13 protein-coding genes are annotated in these 15,485 nt (G+C 64.1%); 8 read left to right on the top strand and 5 right to left on the bottom strand.

Annotated elements, in window-relative coordinates; translation table 11 throughout:
• Positions 1 to 16: 16 nt before the first annotated feature.
• On the top strand, positions 17 to 658 hold the full coding sequence (locus LLJ08_RS02420; RefSeq protein WP_014818943.1) for an oxidoreductase: 642 nt from the start codon (positions 17 to 19) through the stop codon (positions 656 to 658).
• Positions 659 to 844: 186 nt separating this feature from the next.
• Here LLJ08_RS02420 and orn read toward each other — a convergent pair whose 3' ends face one another.
• Together orn and LLJ08_RS02410 are read right to left on the bottom strand one after the other, a co-directional pair.
• Positions 845 to 1,387, bottom strand: coding sequence for an oligoribonuclease (gene orn / locus LLJ08_RS02415; RefSeq protein ID WP_003301682.1), 543 nt, complete (start codon positions 1,385 to 1,387; stop codon positions 845 to 847).
• A 28-nt stretch (positions 1,388 to 1,415) separates the two neighbouring features.
• A complete protein-coding gene (locus tag LLJ08_RS02410; protein WP_228208129.1) occupies positions 1,416 to 2,222 on the bottom strand; it encodes a class I SAM-dependent methyltransferase in 807 nt (268 codons plus the stop codon).
• A gap of 123 nt (positions 2,223 to 2,345) precedes the next feature.
• Here LLJ08_RS02410 and rsgA point away from each other — a divergent pair, with 123 nt between their 5' ends.
• Positions 2,346 to 3,377, top strand: coding sequence for a small ribosomal subunit biogenesis GTPase RsgA (gene rsgA / locus LLJ08_RS02405; RefSeq protein ID WP_228208128.1), 1,032 nt, complete (start codon positions 2,346 to 2,348; stop codon positions 3,375 to 3,377).
• Between the two features lie 8 nt (positions 3,378 to 3,385).
• Here the strand turns inward: rsgA and motB are convergent, their stop codons facing one another.
• Entirely contained in the window at positions 3,386 to 4,387 is a 1,002-nt protein-coding gene (gene motB / locus LLJ08_RS02400; protein WP_228208127.1) for a flagellar motor protein MotB, read from the bottom strand.
• Between the two features lie 9 nt (positions 4,388 to 4,396).
• Positions 4,397 to 5,248, bottom strand: a complete 852-nt coding sequence (gene motA, locus LLJ08_RS02395; RefSeq protein ID WP_042921826.1) for a flagellar motor stator protein MotA — start codon at positions 5,246 to 5,248, stop codon at positions 4,397 to 4,399.
• 166 nt (positions 5,249 to 5,414) lie between these two features.
• Here motA and LLJ08_RS02390 point away from each other — a divergent pair, with 166 nt between their 5' ends.
• From LLJ08_RS02390 to LLJ08_RS02365, 6 genes are all read left to right on the top strand, one after another.
• On the top strand, positions 5,415 to 6,929 hold the full coding sequence (locus LLJ08_RS02390) for an HDOD domain-containing protein (protein WP_228208126.1): 1,515 nt from the start codon (positions 5,415 to 5,417) through the stop codon (positions 6,927 to 6,929).
• A gap of 47 nt (positions 6,930 to 6,976) precedes the next feature.
• Positions 6,977 to 7,792 (top strand): rhodanese-like domain-containing protein, encoded by an 816-nt coding sequence (locus LLJ08_RS02385; protein WP_044314108.1) that lies wholly within the window; start codon positions 6,977 to 6,979, stop codon positions 7,790 to 7,792.
• 11 nt (positions 7,793 to 7,803) lie between these two features.
• The gene (asd, locus tag LLJ08_RS02380; RefSeq protein WP_228208125.1) at positions 7,804 to 8,697 is read left to right on the top strand and encodes an archaetidylserine decarboxylase; all 894 of its coding nucleotides are present in this window, start codon (positions 7,804 to 7,806) and stop codon (positions 8,695 to 8,697) included.
• 141 nt (positions 8,698 to 8,838) lie between these two features.
• The gene (locus tag LLJ08_RS02375; protein WP_045666787.1) at positions 8,839 to 10,677 is read left to right on the top strand and encodes a hypothetical protein; all 1,839 of its coding nucleotides are present in this window, start codon (positions 8,839 to 8,841) and stop codon (positions 10,675 to 10,677) included.
• A gap of 61 nt (positions 10,678 to 10,738) precedes the next feature.
• Entirely contained in the window at positions 10,739 to 12,805 is a 2,067-nt protein-coding gene (locus tag LLJ08_RS02370; RefSeq protein WP_228208124.1) for a GGDEF/EAL domain-containing response regulator, read from the top strand.
• 137 nt (positions 12,806 to 12,942) lie between these two features.
• Positions 12,943 to 14,016, top strand: a complete 1,074-nt coding sequence (locus LLJ08_RS02365) for an NAD(P)-dependent alcohol dehydrogenase (protein WP_228208123.1) — start codon at positions 12,943 to 12,945, stop codon at positions 14,014 to 14,016.
• 85 nt (positions 14,017 to 14,101) lie between these two features.
• On the opposite strand, the gene serB is transcribed toward LLJ08_RS02365, so the two are convergent.
• A complete protein-coding gene (gene serB / locus LLJ08_RS02360) occupies positions 14,102 to 15,316 on the bottom strand; it encodes a phosphoserine phosphatase SerB (protein ID WP_023444899.1) in 1,215 nt (404 codons plus the stop codon).
• Positions 15,317 to 15,485 lie beyond the last annotated feature (169 nt).

Genomic DNA, 15,485 nt, shown 5'->3' with positions numbered 1-15,485 from the left:
CCACAGGAGCAAGACCATGTATTTGACGCCACAGCGCATTCTGCTTGCCGGCGCCACCGGACTCACTGGCGAGCACCTGCTCGATCGCCTGCTCAACGAACCCACCGTCGAACGCGTGCTGGCGCCCACACGCAGGCCATTGGCGGCCCATCAGCGCCTGGAAAACCCGGTCGGAGAGCTGCTGGCGTTGCTGCCAACGCTGGGCGGCGAGATCGACACGGCCTTCTGCTGCCTGGGCAGCACGCTAAAGCAGGCCGGTGGCCAGGAGGCGTTCCGCGCCATCGATCATGATCTGGTGCTGGCGTTTGCCCGCCGGGCTAAGGAGATGGGCGCGCGTCACCTGCTGGTGATCAGCTCGCTGGGGGCCAACCCGGACAGTTCGATCTTCTACCTCAAGGTCAAAGGCGAAATGGAGGCGGCATTGCAGCAGCAGGACTGGCCACAGCTGACCATCGCCCGCCCCTCTCAACTGATCGGCCCACGCCTGGAGCCGCGGTTGAGCGAACGCATCGCGGCGCCCCTGTCGCAGCTGCTGCCGGGCAAGTACCACGGCATCGAGACCTGCACCTTGGCCCGCGCGCTGTGGCGACTGGCGCTGGAGGAAGGCGACGGCATGCGCATCGTCGAATCGGACGAGCTGCGCAAGCTGGGGAAATAACTGTCGGCGCCTCGCCAAAAGGCGCCGATTGACCACTGGATGCACGACGCTGCGGCCTCACTCTCACGATGATCATCAGTGACGTAGGGTGGATGTCGCTTTTTACATCCACCTGGCCTCGTCGGTGGATCGGTGAAGCGTGATCCACCCTACGATCCGCAAACGCGTCAGGCGTTAACGCCCCTTTCAGACCTTGATGAAATGCTCGCGGTAATGCCGCAGCTCGGCGATGGAATCACGGATGTCGTCGAGCGCCAGGTGCGTGCCGCTCTTCTTGAAGCCTTCCATGATCTGCGGCGCCCAACGTGCCGCCAGCTCCTTGAGCGTCGACACGTCCAGATTGCGGTAGTGGAAGTAGGCCTCGAGCTTCGGCATCTGCCGGTAGAGGAATCGTCGGTCCTGGCAGATGCTGTTGCCGCAGATCGGCGACTTGCCCTTGGGTACCCACTGCTCGAGGAAGGCCAGCGTCGCCTGCTCGGCCTCGGCGGTGGAAATCCTGCTCTCACGCACGCGCTGTGTCAGGCCCGAGCCGCCGTGCTGACGGGTGTTCCACTCATCCATGCGCGCCAGTGTTTCATCGCTCTGGTGTACCGCGATCACCGGCCCCTCGGCCAGCACGTTGAGCTGACTGTCGGTGACGATGGTCGCCATCTCGATGATGACGTCGTTATCCGGATCCAGACCGGTCATTTCCAGGTCGATCCAGATCAGGTTCTGCGGGTTCTGCATGGCGGGCTCCTTGGCTGTGCGGCGCAGTTTAGCCGCTCGTATCGACGCCGTCAGGTGTCGCGCCACCGGGGTACCAGATCAGCAGCCGCGAGCGGCGCCAGTCATTCAATTGCTGCACTTCAACCGGCTCGACCCCTGGCACCGCGAAGCTGTTGCTGATCAACAGCGCGCCGGGACGCATCTCGGCGTGCGCCTTGTCCCACAGGGCGGCCATGGGTGCCGGTGAGAGGAAGCAATAGACCACGTCGTACTCGGCGAGATCGACCCGCCACAGACTGAGCAGGCGAATATGGCAGTTGCGCCGCGGCAGGCAGCGCAGCCAGGACAGTGCGAAGGTCAGCGGCGCGGTTTCCACGCCAATGAACTCCGCCGCCGGAAAGTCCCGTGCCAGGCGCGACAACGTGCCGGCCAGGCCGCTGCCCAGGTCGATATAGCGGAAACCCGCCGGCAGCTCGCTCAGCCGGTTGCGCAACTGGCGCTCGGCTTCACGACCGGTCAGGTAGAGCGGCACGCGCTCGGTGAAGGCATTCCAGTTCAACAGCAACAACAACGTGAATGCGCCCAGCGGCAACCAGCCCGGCACGTCGAAATCACGCAGCAACGCCAGGCCAGGAACGAACATCAGATTGATCGCCAGCCACCAGGCCGACAGCCCGAGCCGGGCCCCGATCAGCGCCGCCAGACAGCCCTGCGCGACTGCCACAAGGATGAGACCGGGACGCACACCCAGCACGCCGACCAGTCCGAGCAACAGCAGCCAGACCACCAGCAGCGCCAACAGCTGGGCCAGCAGCGCACGCAGGATGGGCAGGCGAGTAACGACAGAAGCAGGCATGACCGACAATCGAACGGGTGAAGGAGCACCAGTCTAACCCTCCGGCTTCAGCGCGATACAGGCCGAAGTGGGCGGGTTGCAGCATGCTAGACTCGCTCACCAACCTCAGAGACAACCGAATTCATGGCCAAACGCCAACTCAACCGCCGGCAGAACTGGCGTATCGAGAAAATCCAGGAAGAGCGCGCCGCCCGCGCCGCGCGGCGCGAAAGTCGTGCACTCGAAGAACTCGAAGGCGGCGATCTCGGCCCGGAGCAGACCGGACTCGTCATCGCGCATTTCGGCGTGCAGGTCGAGGTGGAAGCACTGGAAGGCGAACACAGCGGGCAGGTCGTTCGCTGCCACCTGCGCGCCAACCTGCCGGCGCTGGTCACCGGCGATCGTGTGGTCTGGCGCCCGGGCAACCAGGGCATCGGCGTCATCGTTGCGCAGCTGCCGCGACATTCGGAACTCTGCCGCCCGGATACCCGTGGCCAGCTCAAGCCCGTGGCGGCGAACGTCGACCTGATCGTCATCGTCTTCGCGCCGCTACCGGAGCCCCACGCCAACCTGATCGACCGCTATCTGGTCGCCGCGGAGCACGCCGGCATCACGCCATTGCTGCTGTTGAACAAGGTCGACCTGATCGACGAGCAGAACGAAGCCGCGCTGAATCGCCTGCTGGAAGTCTATCGGCAGCTGAACTATCCGCTGCTGGAAGTCTCGGCCCACGGTGGTGGCGGCATGGAAGCGCTCAAGGCGCGGCTCGACGGCCACGTCAGCGTCTTCGTCGGGCAATCCGGGGTAGGCAAGTCTTCGCTGGTGAACAGCCTGTTGCCGGGCGTCGACACCCGCGTCGGGGCGCTGTCGGAAATGACCGGCAAGGGCACCCACACCACCACCACGGCACGCCTGTTCCACTTTCCCGGTGGCGGCGAACTGATCGACTCCCCCGGCATCCGCGAATTCGGCTTAGGCCACGTCAGTCGCGCCGACGTCGAAGCGGGCTTCATCGAATTCCAGGATCTGCTCGGGCACTGCCGCTTCCGCGACTGCAAGCATGATCGCGAGCCCGGCTGCGCCCTGCTCCAGGCGCTGGAGGACGGGCGCATCCAGCCGCAGCGCATGAGCAGTTACCGACACATTCTCAGCAGCCTGCCAGAACCGGATTACTGATCTGGCGCTCAGCCCTCGCCGGGCTGACTGAACTGCAGCACGCCATCTTCGAAGATGTTCAACCGCTCCCGCAGTTGCTCCGGCTGTAACGGCTCCTCCCCAGCCGGCACCGCGCCGCCAGATGGCGCGACTTCGCCTTCGGCAGCACCGGTCGAATCCGTGGCAGCGGGCTGCTCACCCTCGATCGAACGCTGCGCCTTCTTGGTCAGCACCAGAATATCGATGCGTCGGTTGACCGGATTGAGCGGGTCCTTGCGATCGAACAGCGCGGACGAGGCGTAGCCCACTACCCGCGCGATCTGATCCTCCGGGTAACCACCGATCACCAGCGTGCGGCGTGCAGCGTTGGCACGCCCGGCCGAAAGCTCCCAGTTGCCGAAGTCGCTGCGCCCCGAGAAAGGCTTGGCATCGGTGTGGCCGCTGACGCTGATCTTGTTCGGCACCGCGGCGATGGTGTCGACCAGCGCCAGCAGGATGTCTTCGAAGTAGGGCTGCAACTGGGCGCTACCGAGGGCGAACATGGGCCGGTTCTCGGCATCCATGATCTGGATGCGCAGGCCGTCCTGGGTGATTTCGAAAAGGATCTGGTCCTTGAACTTCTGCAGCTCGGGATTCTCGTCGACCTTGTTCTGCAGCTCCTGCAACAGCAGCTCGAGGCGCTCGCGCTCCAGCTGTTCGGCGAAGGTTTCCACCTGATCGCTATCGATCTGCGCTTCGCTCTGCGCCGGCTCCAGCTCTGGATTGAGGGTGCGGTCCGGCGAGGGTGTCGGCGTCCCCCCCAGGTCGATGACGTGCGGGCTGGCGCTTTCGGTGAAGCCGATCGGATCCTGGAAGTAGCCGGAGATCAGTTTCTTCTGCTCTGGCGTCGCCGAACTCATCAACCACATCACCAGAAAGAACGCCATCATCGCGGTAGCAAAGTCGGCGAAGGCGATCTTCCACGCGCCGCCATGGTGGCCGCCCGCAACCTTCTTGACCCGTTTGACGATGATCGGTTGAGTGTTGTCCATGACGAGCCTTTAGCTGCCGCGCATGGCTTGCTCGAGCTCGGCAAAGCTCGGGCGATGCGCCGGATAAAGGACCTTGCGCCCGAACTCGACAGCCAGCGTCGGCGGCATGCCCGAGGCCGAGGCGACCAGCGTGGCCTTGATCGCCTCGTACACGTTCAGCTCTTCCTTGGCATCGTGCTCCAGTGCCGCGGCCAGTGGCCCGAAGAAGCCATAGGAGGCAAGAATACCGAGGAAAGTACCGACCAGCGCCGAGCCAACCTTGTAACCGATCATTGCGTTATCCGCCTCGGCGAGGATCGACATGGTGATCACGATGCCCAGTACCGCCGCGACGATACCCATCGCCGGCAGGCCGTCCGCCACCTTGGCGACCGCATGGGATGGATGTTCAAGTTCTTCCTTCAGGCTGTTCAGTTCCATGTCGAACAGGCCTTCGAGTTCGTGCGGCGCCATGTTGCCGGACGACATGATGCGCAGGTAATCGCAGGTGAAGGCGGTCATGCGCTCGTCCTGCAGGAAGCCCGGGTACTTGCTGAACAGCGGACTGGCGGCGGGATCTTCCAGGTCAGCTTCAATGGCCATCATCCCTTCACGACGACTCTTGTTGAGGATCGAGTAGAGCAGGCTGAGCACTTCCAGATAATAGGTGTGGGTAAAACGGGTGCTGAACATCTTCAGCGATTTTTTGAACACCAGCATGGTGGTGCTGGCGGGGTTGGCCTGCAGAAAACCGCCCAGCGCCGCACCACCGATGATCATCACCTCGAACGGATGGATGAGCGCGCCGATCTTGCCGCCAGAGAGCACGAACCCGCCCAGCACGCTGGCGAACACGACGATAATCCCGATTATTTTGACCATAGGAGGTACGTCTAAAACCTGGTTACGAGCCGTCCGGATCAAGGGCAAATAAACGCCCAGAATCGCCACCAGACGACCTTGCGAAAGGAATGTTGGAAGAATTGTTCTGGTTATCGGAACTTTTGCGCCAGACTAAAGGTCATCCCGATGAAAAGCTAGTTCGGCCATGACCACCACACCTCCGCTGCCACGCACGATACCCGCCTGGATCAAGGCTCTCGACGATGCACCCCTTCCCGCGTTTGCCGGCGTCCATGGCAAGGTGCGACTGGCGCTGCGCGACAGCAGCAAGTCGATGCGGCAGATCGCCGAGCTTATTCAGAACAGCCCCGTGCTGGCGCTGCGTTTCATCCAGGAGGCCAATCGAGGCATCGGCGACAGCCAGCCGGCCGAGAGCCTGGAGGTCGCGCTCAGCCGCATCGGCCTGCAGCGCGCCGAAGCGCTGCTGGCGCGCATTCCGGCCATGGAGGCCGCCGACATGCCGCAGCCACTGCGGCAACTGGTATTAATCAGCCGCCACGCCAGCCAGCAGGCCAACGGACTGTTCGCCGCCCGCCTCGCACGACTGTGGCAGGACATTCACTGGGGCAGCCTGCTGTTCCTGTCTCCCGCCTGGGCGCTGATAGGCGCCTATCCGCATCTGCTCGACAGTTGGGAGCAGCGGGTACTGGTCAAGGGCGAGCCGGCCGGCAGGGTCGAGCGCGAACTGCTCGGCGTATCCCTGCTGGAGCTGTGCCTAAGGCTTGCTGAGCATTGGCGGCTGCCGGACTGGATCATTCAGGGTTATCGCCTGCTGGGCACCGATCGGCGGCGCCTGATCAAGGCCCTGCATATTGCCCACGACAACGAGCACCCGCTGCATCAGCAGCAGATGCTCGACGCCGACCCCGACCTGCGCCGCTGGCTGACGCTGCCGAGCAACACCATCGTGCTGGCCAACGGCCTGGCACTGTCCTCGCACCATAGCTGGAGCGGCGTACACAGCCTGCGCTGGCAGCGCCTGGCCGGTTTGTATCTGCAGGTGTCGCTCGCCGATCTGCAGCAGATGGTGCACCAGCAGGCGGCGACCAGCGCCCGGGAGATCGGCCGGACCGATCTCTGGCATCCGGCTCAAGGCCTGCTGTGGCCTACCGGTACCCGTTTTCAGGTGTTGCGTGCTGCGCCGGTAGCAAGCGACGCCGATCTGGCCGAATGGCGCGAGCACTGTCGCCGCCTGCTCAGTGAACCGACGCCGTTCAGCAACGTCTTGCAGCTGACCGCTACCACCAGCCAAGCCCTTGCCTGCGCGGGCATGCAGCGCACACTGGTGTTGCTGTTCGACCGAAAGCAGAACCGCCTGGTCGCCCAGCAATCGGCCGGCCTGCCAAGCGATGCTGCGCGACTTACCCTCATCCCCGAGCAGAGTCAGATCGTGCGCCGTCTGCTGGAAAAGCCGGCACAGCTGCGCCTGCAGCCGGCCAACATGGCACAGTTCTCGGCCTTGCTGCCCGGCAGCCTGAAAGCGCTTTTCAGCGGCGAACATCTGCTGTTGCGCTCGCTGGGCATCGACGGGCGCGTGCTGATGCTGGTGGTTTCCGACCAGAACGGCGCGCCCTTCTCCGACACTACCCTGCAAACATTCGCTAAAACAACGCAGTGCATCGAGCGCGCATTGGCTACCTTCAGCAGGCGCGGGGTCTGAGCTTTTTCGCTAGACTTCGCCCCTTCTACGACTAGATGAGGGCTGCCGTGTCTGCCTTTTCCAACCTGCCGCTGGTGATCGAGCCAGCCGACCTGGCCGCACGCCTGGAGGCGCCGGAGCTGATTCTGGTCGACCTGACCAGCGCCGCCCGTTATGCCGAAGGCCACCTGCCGGGCGCTCGCTTCGTCGATCCCAAACAGACCCAGCTCGGCCAGCCGCCAGCGCCGGGATTGCTTCCGGATATTGCGCAACTGCAGCGATTGTTCGGCGCACTGGGTCATCGGCACGACGCGGTGTACGTGGTGTATGACGACGAAGGCGGCGGCTGGGCCGGTCGTTTCATCTGGCTGCTCGACGTGATCGGCCATCACCACTACCACTACCTGAACGGCGGGCTGCACGCCTGGCTCGGCGAGGCGCGACCGCTGACCCAGCAGATACCCGAGGCGGCGCCCGGCCTGCCGAACCTGACGCTGGACCCCGCCCCAATCGCGACCCGCAGCTACATCGAAAGCCGCCTCGGCGCAGACGATCTGGTGATCTGGGACGCGCGCTCGCCGGCCGAATTCCGTGGCGAAAAACTCTTTGCCGCGCGGGGCGGCCACATACCCGGGGCAATCAACTTCGAGTGGACCGCCGCCATGGACCGTGCTCGCGACCTCCGAATCCGCGAGGACATCGCCGAGCAATTGGAGGCACTGGGCATCGTCCCGGAAAAGGAAGTCGTAACCCACTGCCACACCCATCATCGCTCCGGCCTCACCTACCTCCTGGCCAAGGCACTCGGCTACCCACGCGTCAAGGGCTATGCCGGCTCCTGGTCCGAATGGGGCAACCTGCCTGATACACCGGTGCAGCAATGAAAAGGACCCACATGAAAGATCGCCTGTTCGTCATCAGCCAGTACGTGCTGCCCCATCACCTCATCTCCCGCCTGGCTGGCTGCCTGGCCGAGTGCCGGCTGCCGTGGGTGAAGAACACCTTCATCAAGTGGTTCGTCCGGCATTTTCAGGTCGACATGCGCGAGGCCCAGGTCGAGGAGCCCACGGCCTACGAGCACTTCAATGCCTTCTTCACCCGCGCATTGAGAGACGGTGCCCGCCCGCTGGATCAGACTCCGGGCGCCATCCTCAACCCCTGCGACGGCGCCATCAGCCAGTTGGGCCGGATAGAACAAGGCCGTATCTTCCAGGCCAAGGGCCACAGCTACAGCGCCATGGAGCTGCTTGGCGGCGATCACGAACGCGCTGCTCCGTTCATGGGCGGCGCGTTCGCCACGGTCTACCTCTCGCCCAAGGATTATCACCGCGTGCATATGCCGGTCAGCGGCACGCTGCGGGAAATGGTCTACGTGCCGGGGCGCATCTTCTCGGTCAACACGGTCACCGCGCAGGGCGTGCCGGAGCTGTTCGCGCGCAACGAGCGGGTGGTCTGCCTGTTCGATACCGAGCACGGGCCGATGGCCATGGTGCTGGTCGGCGCGATGATCGTCGCCAGCATTGAGACCGTCTGGGCCGGTCTGGTCACACCACCCAAGCGTACCTTGAAGACCTTCCGGTACGACGAAGCGGCGCGTGCTTCCATCCACCTTGAGAAAGGCGCCGAGATGGGCCGTTTCAAGCTGGGTTCGACGGTGATTCTGCTGTTCGGGCCGGAACAGGTGCGCTGGGCTGAACAACTGGGGCCGCTGAGCCCCGTGTGCATGGGCGAAGCGCTGGGCCAGGCGACGCTCAGCCCAACCGTCGCCGACCCGCTCGAAACCCTCTGATTCCCGCCACAGCGACGTTCGGCAGCCCATAACTGCCGAACGTCGGCTAATATCATGAAGCCATCATTCAGTCCTGCCCGCTGCGGCAGATATTGATAGAGTTCTCATTAATTATGCCCTGACCGCCGCGGAGCCAACCGTTTGGATAGACAGAGCCATCATCTGCTGTTGCGCGTACCAGCGCCCACCCGGCAGACCCTGTCCTTCTGCGACGCCAGCGTGCGCGGTGTAACCGGCTGGCTCGCCGGCCTGCCGAAAGCCAACATAGGCGAAACCGCGCGCCAGCTTTACCAGGCGCTGATCGAACTCAACCAACTGCGCATCGCCACGGAAACCCGCCTGCAGATGCTGGAACTGCTGCGGCCGGACGTGCATTTCGTTTGCAACCAGCTGGAAAAGCACTTCGTCAACCAGCCCATCGTGCTCAGCGAGCGACCACGCAAAGTCGCCGGTCTCTGCCAGGCGCTGCAGAATCACCTCGCGGTTGGCTACAAGCTGATCGTGGTGCGTGTGGTTTCCCAACCCGAGCGCGATCGTCACCAACTGTTGTCGATCGCGCTGCAACGCGCCATTCACAGCCTCGGCGCGTTGCTGATCCGCTCCACCCAGCTCTACAGCCCGGCTGCTGCCGGGTTGTGGCTCGAACTGCACCAGCTCTATCAGCTGGCAGTCGAGCATGGCACCGAGCGCCTGCTGCTGCGCGATCCGCTGGCGCGATACTCCAAGGATCTCACCGCTGAGCAGAGCTACCTCGCAGCGCTGCTGCTCGGTTGCGCGCGCTGCAATCAGTTGCGTCAGCAAAGCATCGTCAAGCTGGCCGCGGCACTGGAGGCCTGGGGCGCAATGGCGCAGATCCAGGCAGCCAGCGCCGCCAGCAGCCTTTTCCTCCTGTCTCCGCTGGTGGACGGGCCGCCGCGCTACCGTTCGCTGTTTCCCGACAGAAATCAGCAGAACCTGCTCGGCATCGATACCCGGATGCTGGTCGGCATGATCGATGAGCACCTGCGCCTGGCGCCCGACAACCGCCGGCTGAGCCGTCTGCCAGCCGCCGCAGGACTGGACGACGATCTGCTGCGCCACCTGAACTCGGCCTGGGGCGCCATCTCCGAACGAACCTTCCAGCGCACGCCGGCAAAGGGCACGCTGGCGCTGTGCATCGGCATGACCGCGCTGCACTATCAGCTCGCCGGTCAGCGCGCCTTCAACGAAGTGCTCGAACTGCCCGGCACCTCGAATCGAGCCGTGTTCAAGCTGCACAACGGCGCCGCAGATGTCTGGGCCAACGCATTCGATGCACAGAGCAACAGCATCGAACGCCTGCCGGACAGCGACCACATCGAGTTCGTCAGACCCGATGTTTCACGCGCAGCGCCAGCGACCAGAGCAGCCGCGTCTGCATCGACGAAAGGTAAGTCCACCAGCAACGAAGATCATCCGATCTATCAGGTCCAGCTGGTGGACCATAGCCCCGGCGGTTACTGCCTGGCCTGGGAAGGCGAGGTGCCCAGCCTGCTGCAGACCGGCGAGCTGTTGGGACTGCGCGAAGACACCGGGCAAACCTGGAGCATCGCCGTGGTGCGCTGGATTCGCCAGGTACGCGGCGGCAGCACGCAGCTGGGCATCGAACTGATCGCACCGCAGGCCAAGCCCTGTGGTCTGCGCCTGCTGCGCAAGGTCGACCAGGGCAGTGAGTACCTGCGCGCCCTGCTGTTGCCGGAGATCGCCGCGATCTCCCAGCCGGCAACGCTGATCGCGCCACGCCTGCCTTTCCAGGAGGGGCACAAGGTTCAGATCAACCGTAACGGCGAGGAAGAGCGCGCCGTGCTGAACCAACGCCGTGCGGCTACCGGCAACTACAATCAGTTCGAATACCGCTCCCTGGGACAGGTCGCACCGGAGCGAGAGACGCCTGTCACAGGCTGGAAAACCCACACTGCGGGCGGGGATGAAGATTTTGACTCACTCTGGAAGTCGCTGTAGATTGCCGACTCTCGCATTCCTGCCTGCCCGCGCCGCTTTGGCGCGCACTTAAGCTGTTGCCATGGCCCTGCAAAAGAAAACCATCCGCCTGCTGATTCTCGAAGACTCGCAGAACGAGGCCGAGCGTCTGGTCAGCCTCTTCCGCAATGCCGGACAGGCGACCCGGGTGCATCGGCTGACCTCCAGCGACGATCTGGCCGAAGCCCTGAAACAGACCTGGGATCTGCTGATCAACGCACCGCAGAGCGAGAATCTCGACCCCAGCGAGGCAATCAGCGCCATTCGCCGGCAGGCCAAGGACATCCCGATCCTCCAGCTAACCGCAGGCAACGACGCCGAAGCGATCACCGAAGCGCTGATGCTCGGTGCCCAGGATGCCCTGCCGCAGGGCGAGGACGAGTGGCTGCTGCTGGTGGCCAATCGCGAACTGGCCAATCTCGAAGAGCGCCGCGCGCGCCGTTCAGCCGAAGTGGCCCTGCGTGAAGCGGAAAAGCGCTGCCAGCTCTTGCTCGACAGTTCGGTGGACGCCATTGCCTACGTGCACGACGGCATGCACATCTACGCCAACCGCGCCTACCTCGAACTGTTCGGCTACGACGACGTGGAGGATCTGGAAGGCATGCCGATGATCGATCTGATCAGCGGCACCGACCAGAGCCGTTTCAAGACCTTCCTGAAGAACTACCAGAGCATGGAAGGCAGCGCCGAACTGGGCTGTGGCGGCGTGCGCGCCGATGGCGACACGCTCAAGACGCGCATGCACTTCTCGCCGGCGGCCTATGACGGCGAGCCCTGCATTCAGGTGGTGATCCGCGCCGAGAACGACAGTGCCGAACTGCAGAAGCTGCGCGAGATCAGCAGCCAGGACCCGGTAACCGGCCTGCTCAACCGCAACAGCTTCCTCGAAGTGATTGACGCCGCGGTAGAGCGCGCGATCAATGCCGGTCAGCCCGCCAGCCTCGCCTACATTCGCGTCGATCGCTTCGCCGCGCTGCAGGCAGACATCGGCCTGACCGACTCCGACCAGCTGCTCAACCAGCTCGCCACCCTGTTGCGGGGCCACTTCCCCGGCGAAGCCCAGCTGGCTCGCTTCGCCGATGACGTCTTTGCGGTCCTGCAACCCGGCGTCATTCCGCAGCAGGCCGAACCGGAGCTGCGCAAGCTGCTGACCAAGGTCGAAGGCCAACTGCTCGATGTCGGCGGTCGCACGGTGCAAACCACCCTCAGCATCGGCGTTGCCGGCCTCGACGAGAAGACCGCCAAGGCTCAAGACGCGATCGAGCGCGCGCACCGCTGTGCCGATGAGCTGAGCGACGGCAATGCGCTGAAGCTCTACAACCCGGCCGACGAACTGGCGGCAGCAGCCAACCGCGGCGACATCGTCGCGATGCTCAAGCAGGCGCTGGAAAGCAACAGCTTCCGCCTGCTGTTCCAGCCGATCATCAGCCTGCGCGGCGACAGCTTCGAGCATTACGAAGTGCTGCTGCGGCTACTCGATCCGCAGGGCGTGGAAGTCCCGCCGAACGAGTTCCTCAGTACCGCGGCCGACGCCGGCCTGGCTGCCAAGATCGACCGCTGGGTCATTCTCAATTCCATCAAACTGCTTGCCGAGCACCGCGCCAAGGGCCATCGCACGCGACTGTTCCTGCACCTGTCCGCCGCCAGTATCCAGGACCCCAGCCTGCTGCCCTGGCTCGGCGTCGTGCTCAAGGCTTCGCGTCTGCCAGGCGATTCGCTGGCCTTCGAGTTCGGTGAAGCCGATGCCGTGGCCTATCTCAAACCGGCCAAGGCGCTGGCCCAGGGACTCAACGGCCTCGGATGCCGCACCGCGCTCGCCCAGTTCGGCTGCGTGCTCAACCCATTCAATACGCTCAAGCATCTGGATGCCGAGTTCATCAAGGTCGATGGCTCCTACACCCAGGATCTGACCCGCCAGGAAAACCAGGAAGCGCTCAAGGCCCTGCTCGCCGAACTGCACGAGCAGCAGAAGCAGAGCATCGTACCGTTCGTCGAAAGCGCGACCGTACTCGCTACGCTGTGGCAAGCCGGCGTCAGCTACATCCAGGGCCATTATCTGCAGGGCCCGAGCCAGTCGATGGACTACGACTTCGCCTCCGACGAAGAGTGAAGCGCCGCCGGGCTGGCAGCCTCCCCGCCAGCCCCAACGCCACCAGACAATCCACCTCAGCTTGACTACGATCACTGGCCAGCCGCAGCGCTGAGCTAGAGTGTCCGGACGCCTTCAACTCGAAGAGGAGCCGCACCATGGTCATGATGAAAGCTGCCGTGTTCGTCGAACCGGGCCGCATCGAACTGCAGGACAAGCCCATCCCCGAGATCGGCCCCAACGATGCCCTGCTACGCATCACCACAACCACCATCTGCGGCACCGACGTGCACATTCTCAAGGGTGAGTATCCGGTCGCGCCTGGCCTGACCATCGGCCACGAGCCGGTAGGCGTCATCGAAAAGCTGGGCAGCAACGTCAAGGGCTACCAGGAAGGTCAGCGCGTCATCGCCGGCGCCATCTGCCCGAGCTTTACCTCCTACGCCTGTCAGGACGGCCTCCCCTCGCAGGACGGCGGCTGCTCCTGCCATGGTTACAAGCCCATGGGCGGCTGGCGTTTCGGCAACAGCATCGACGGCACCCAGGCCGAGTACGTACTGGTACCCGACGCCATGGCCAACCTGGCGCCCGTACCGGACAGCCTGACCGACGAACAGGTGCTGATGTGCCCGGACATCATGTCCACCGGGTTCGCCGGCGCCGAGGCGGCCAATATCAAGATCGGCGACATCGTGGTGATCTTCGCCCAGGGGCCCATCGGCCTCTGTGCCACCGCTGGCGCCAGGCTCCGCGGTGCGGGCACCATCATCGCCGTGGACGGTGTGGATGCGCGGCTGGATATCGCCCGGAAGATGGGAGCGGACGTGACGCTCAACTTCCGCAATGTCGATGTGGTGGAAGAGGTTCTCAAGCTAACCGGCGGCCGCGGCGTCGACGCTTCCATCGAGGCGCTGGGCCTGCAATCGACGTTCGAGAGCGCATTGCGAGTACTCAAGCCGGGCGGAACGCTGTCCAGCCTGGGCGTCTATTCCAGTGACCTGACCATTCCGCTCGGCGCTTTCCATGCGGGGCTTGGCGACAACAAGATCGTCACCTCGCTCTGCCCGGGCGGCAAGGAACGCATGCGTCGACTGCTCAATGTGGTCGCTTCGGGCCGGGTCGATCTCGGCCCGCTGGTCACCCATCAATATGCGCTGGACGACATCACCGACGCCTACGACCTGTTTGCCAATCAGCGCGATGGCGTGCTGAAGGTGGCGATCAAACCCTGAAGGCACTGCAAGGCATGAGTGACAAAACTAGAGCCCCGGATCGATTGATCCGGGGCTTTGCGTTGTTCGAGCCTGCAGCCGCGTTTTATTCCGTGCCGTCGCGATCGCGGAAACCCAGCAGGTAGAGAATCCCGTCCAGACCCAGGGTTGAAATCGCCTGCTTGGCCGACTGCTTGACCAGCGGTTTGGCGCGGAAGGCAACGCCCAGGCCGGCCAGACCCAGCATCGGCAGGTCGTTGGCGCCATCCCCCACGGCGATGGTCTGCTCCAGACACAGCCCTTCCTGCTCGGCCAGCTGGCGCAGCAGATCGGCCTTGCGCTGGGCATCGACGATCGGCTCGACCGCCACGCCGGTGACCTTGCCGTTCTCGATCTGCAATTCATTGGCGAACACGTAGTCGATGCCGAGCTTGGCCTGCAGCTGCTTGGCGAAATAGCTGAAGCCGCCGGACAGGATCGCTGTCTTGTAGCCCAGGCGCTTGAGTTCGGCGAACAGCACTTCGGCACCCTCGGTCAAGCGCAGGCTGGCACCGATGTCCGCCAGCACGTCTTCCGACAAGCCTTCCAGCAGCGCCAGGCGCTCCTTGAAGCTGGCGCGGAAATCCAGCTCGCCGCGCATCGCCCGCTCGGTGATCTCCGACACCTGCTCGCCAACACCGGCGGCCTTGGCCAGCTCGTCGATGACCTCGGCCTCGATCAGCGTCGAGTCCATGTCGAACACAGCCAGCCGGCGGTTGCGCCGGTAGACCGAATCGCGCTGGAAGGCGATATCGACATTGAGCTCCTGCGCCACGCTGAGAAATTCGGCGCGCAGCGCCGCGGTATCGGCCGGCTCGCCGCGCACCGAAAACTCGATGCAGCCCTTGCCCAGTTCTTCCGGCATGTCCAGCGGCATGCGTCCGGACAGGCGGTCGATATGGTCGATGTTGAGCCCGTACTTCGCCGTGATCGAGCTGACCCGCTGCAATTGCTCGGCGGTGACCTTGCGCGTCAGCAGGGTGACGATGTGCCGGGACTTGCCCTGCCCGGCCACCCAGTGCTGGTAGTCGGCCTCGGCCACCGGGGTGAAGCGCACCTGCTGGTCATGCTTGTAGCCCATGAACAGGACGTCCTTGAGTACCGACGAGGCGCGCTCGTTATCCGGAATCTCGATCAGGATGCCGAACGACAGAGTGTCATGGATCACCGCCTGGCCGATGTCGAGAATGTTCACGCCACCCTGGGCGAGCACGCCGGTGATGGCCGCGGTGAGGCCCGGTCGATCTTCACCGGTGATATTGATCAGGACGATTTCGCGCAAGGCGCAGCTCCCATGGCAGGCAACGAAGGCGGGCATTCTACATCAGCTGACCAGCGCGCTGGACAGGCCCCGCGGCAGGCACATCGCGCTCCACCACGATGACCCTGGACGCAATTCGTCAGCTTACCGTCGCAGACCTTCAGCGCCCCCCGTGCTTTCCGTATACTGC

This window comes from Stutzerimonas chloritidismutans (assembly GCF_020783375.1).
Lineage (GTDB): Bacteria > Pseudomonadota > Gammaproteobacteria > Pseudomonadales > Pseudomonadaceae > Stutzerimonas > Stutzerimonas kunmingensis.
The sequence above is the reverse complement of the archived record's forward strand: the minus strand, read 5'-3'. Positions and strand labels throughout refer to the sequence as shown.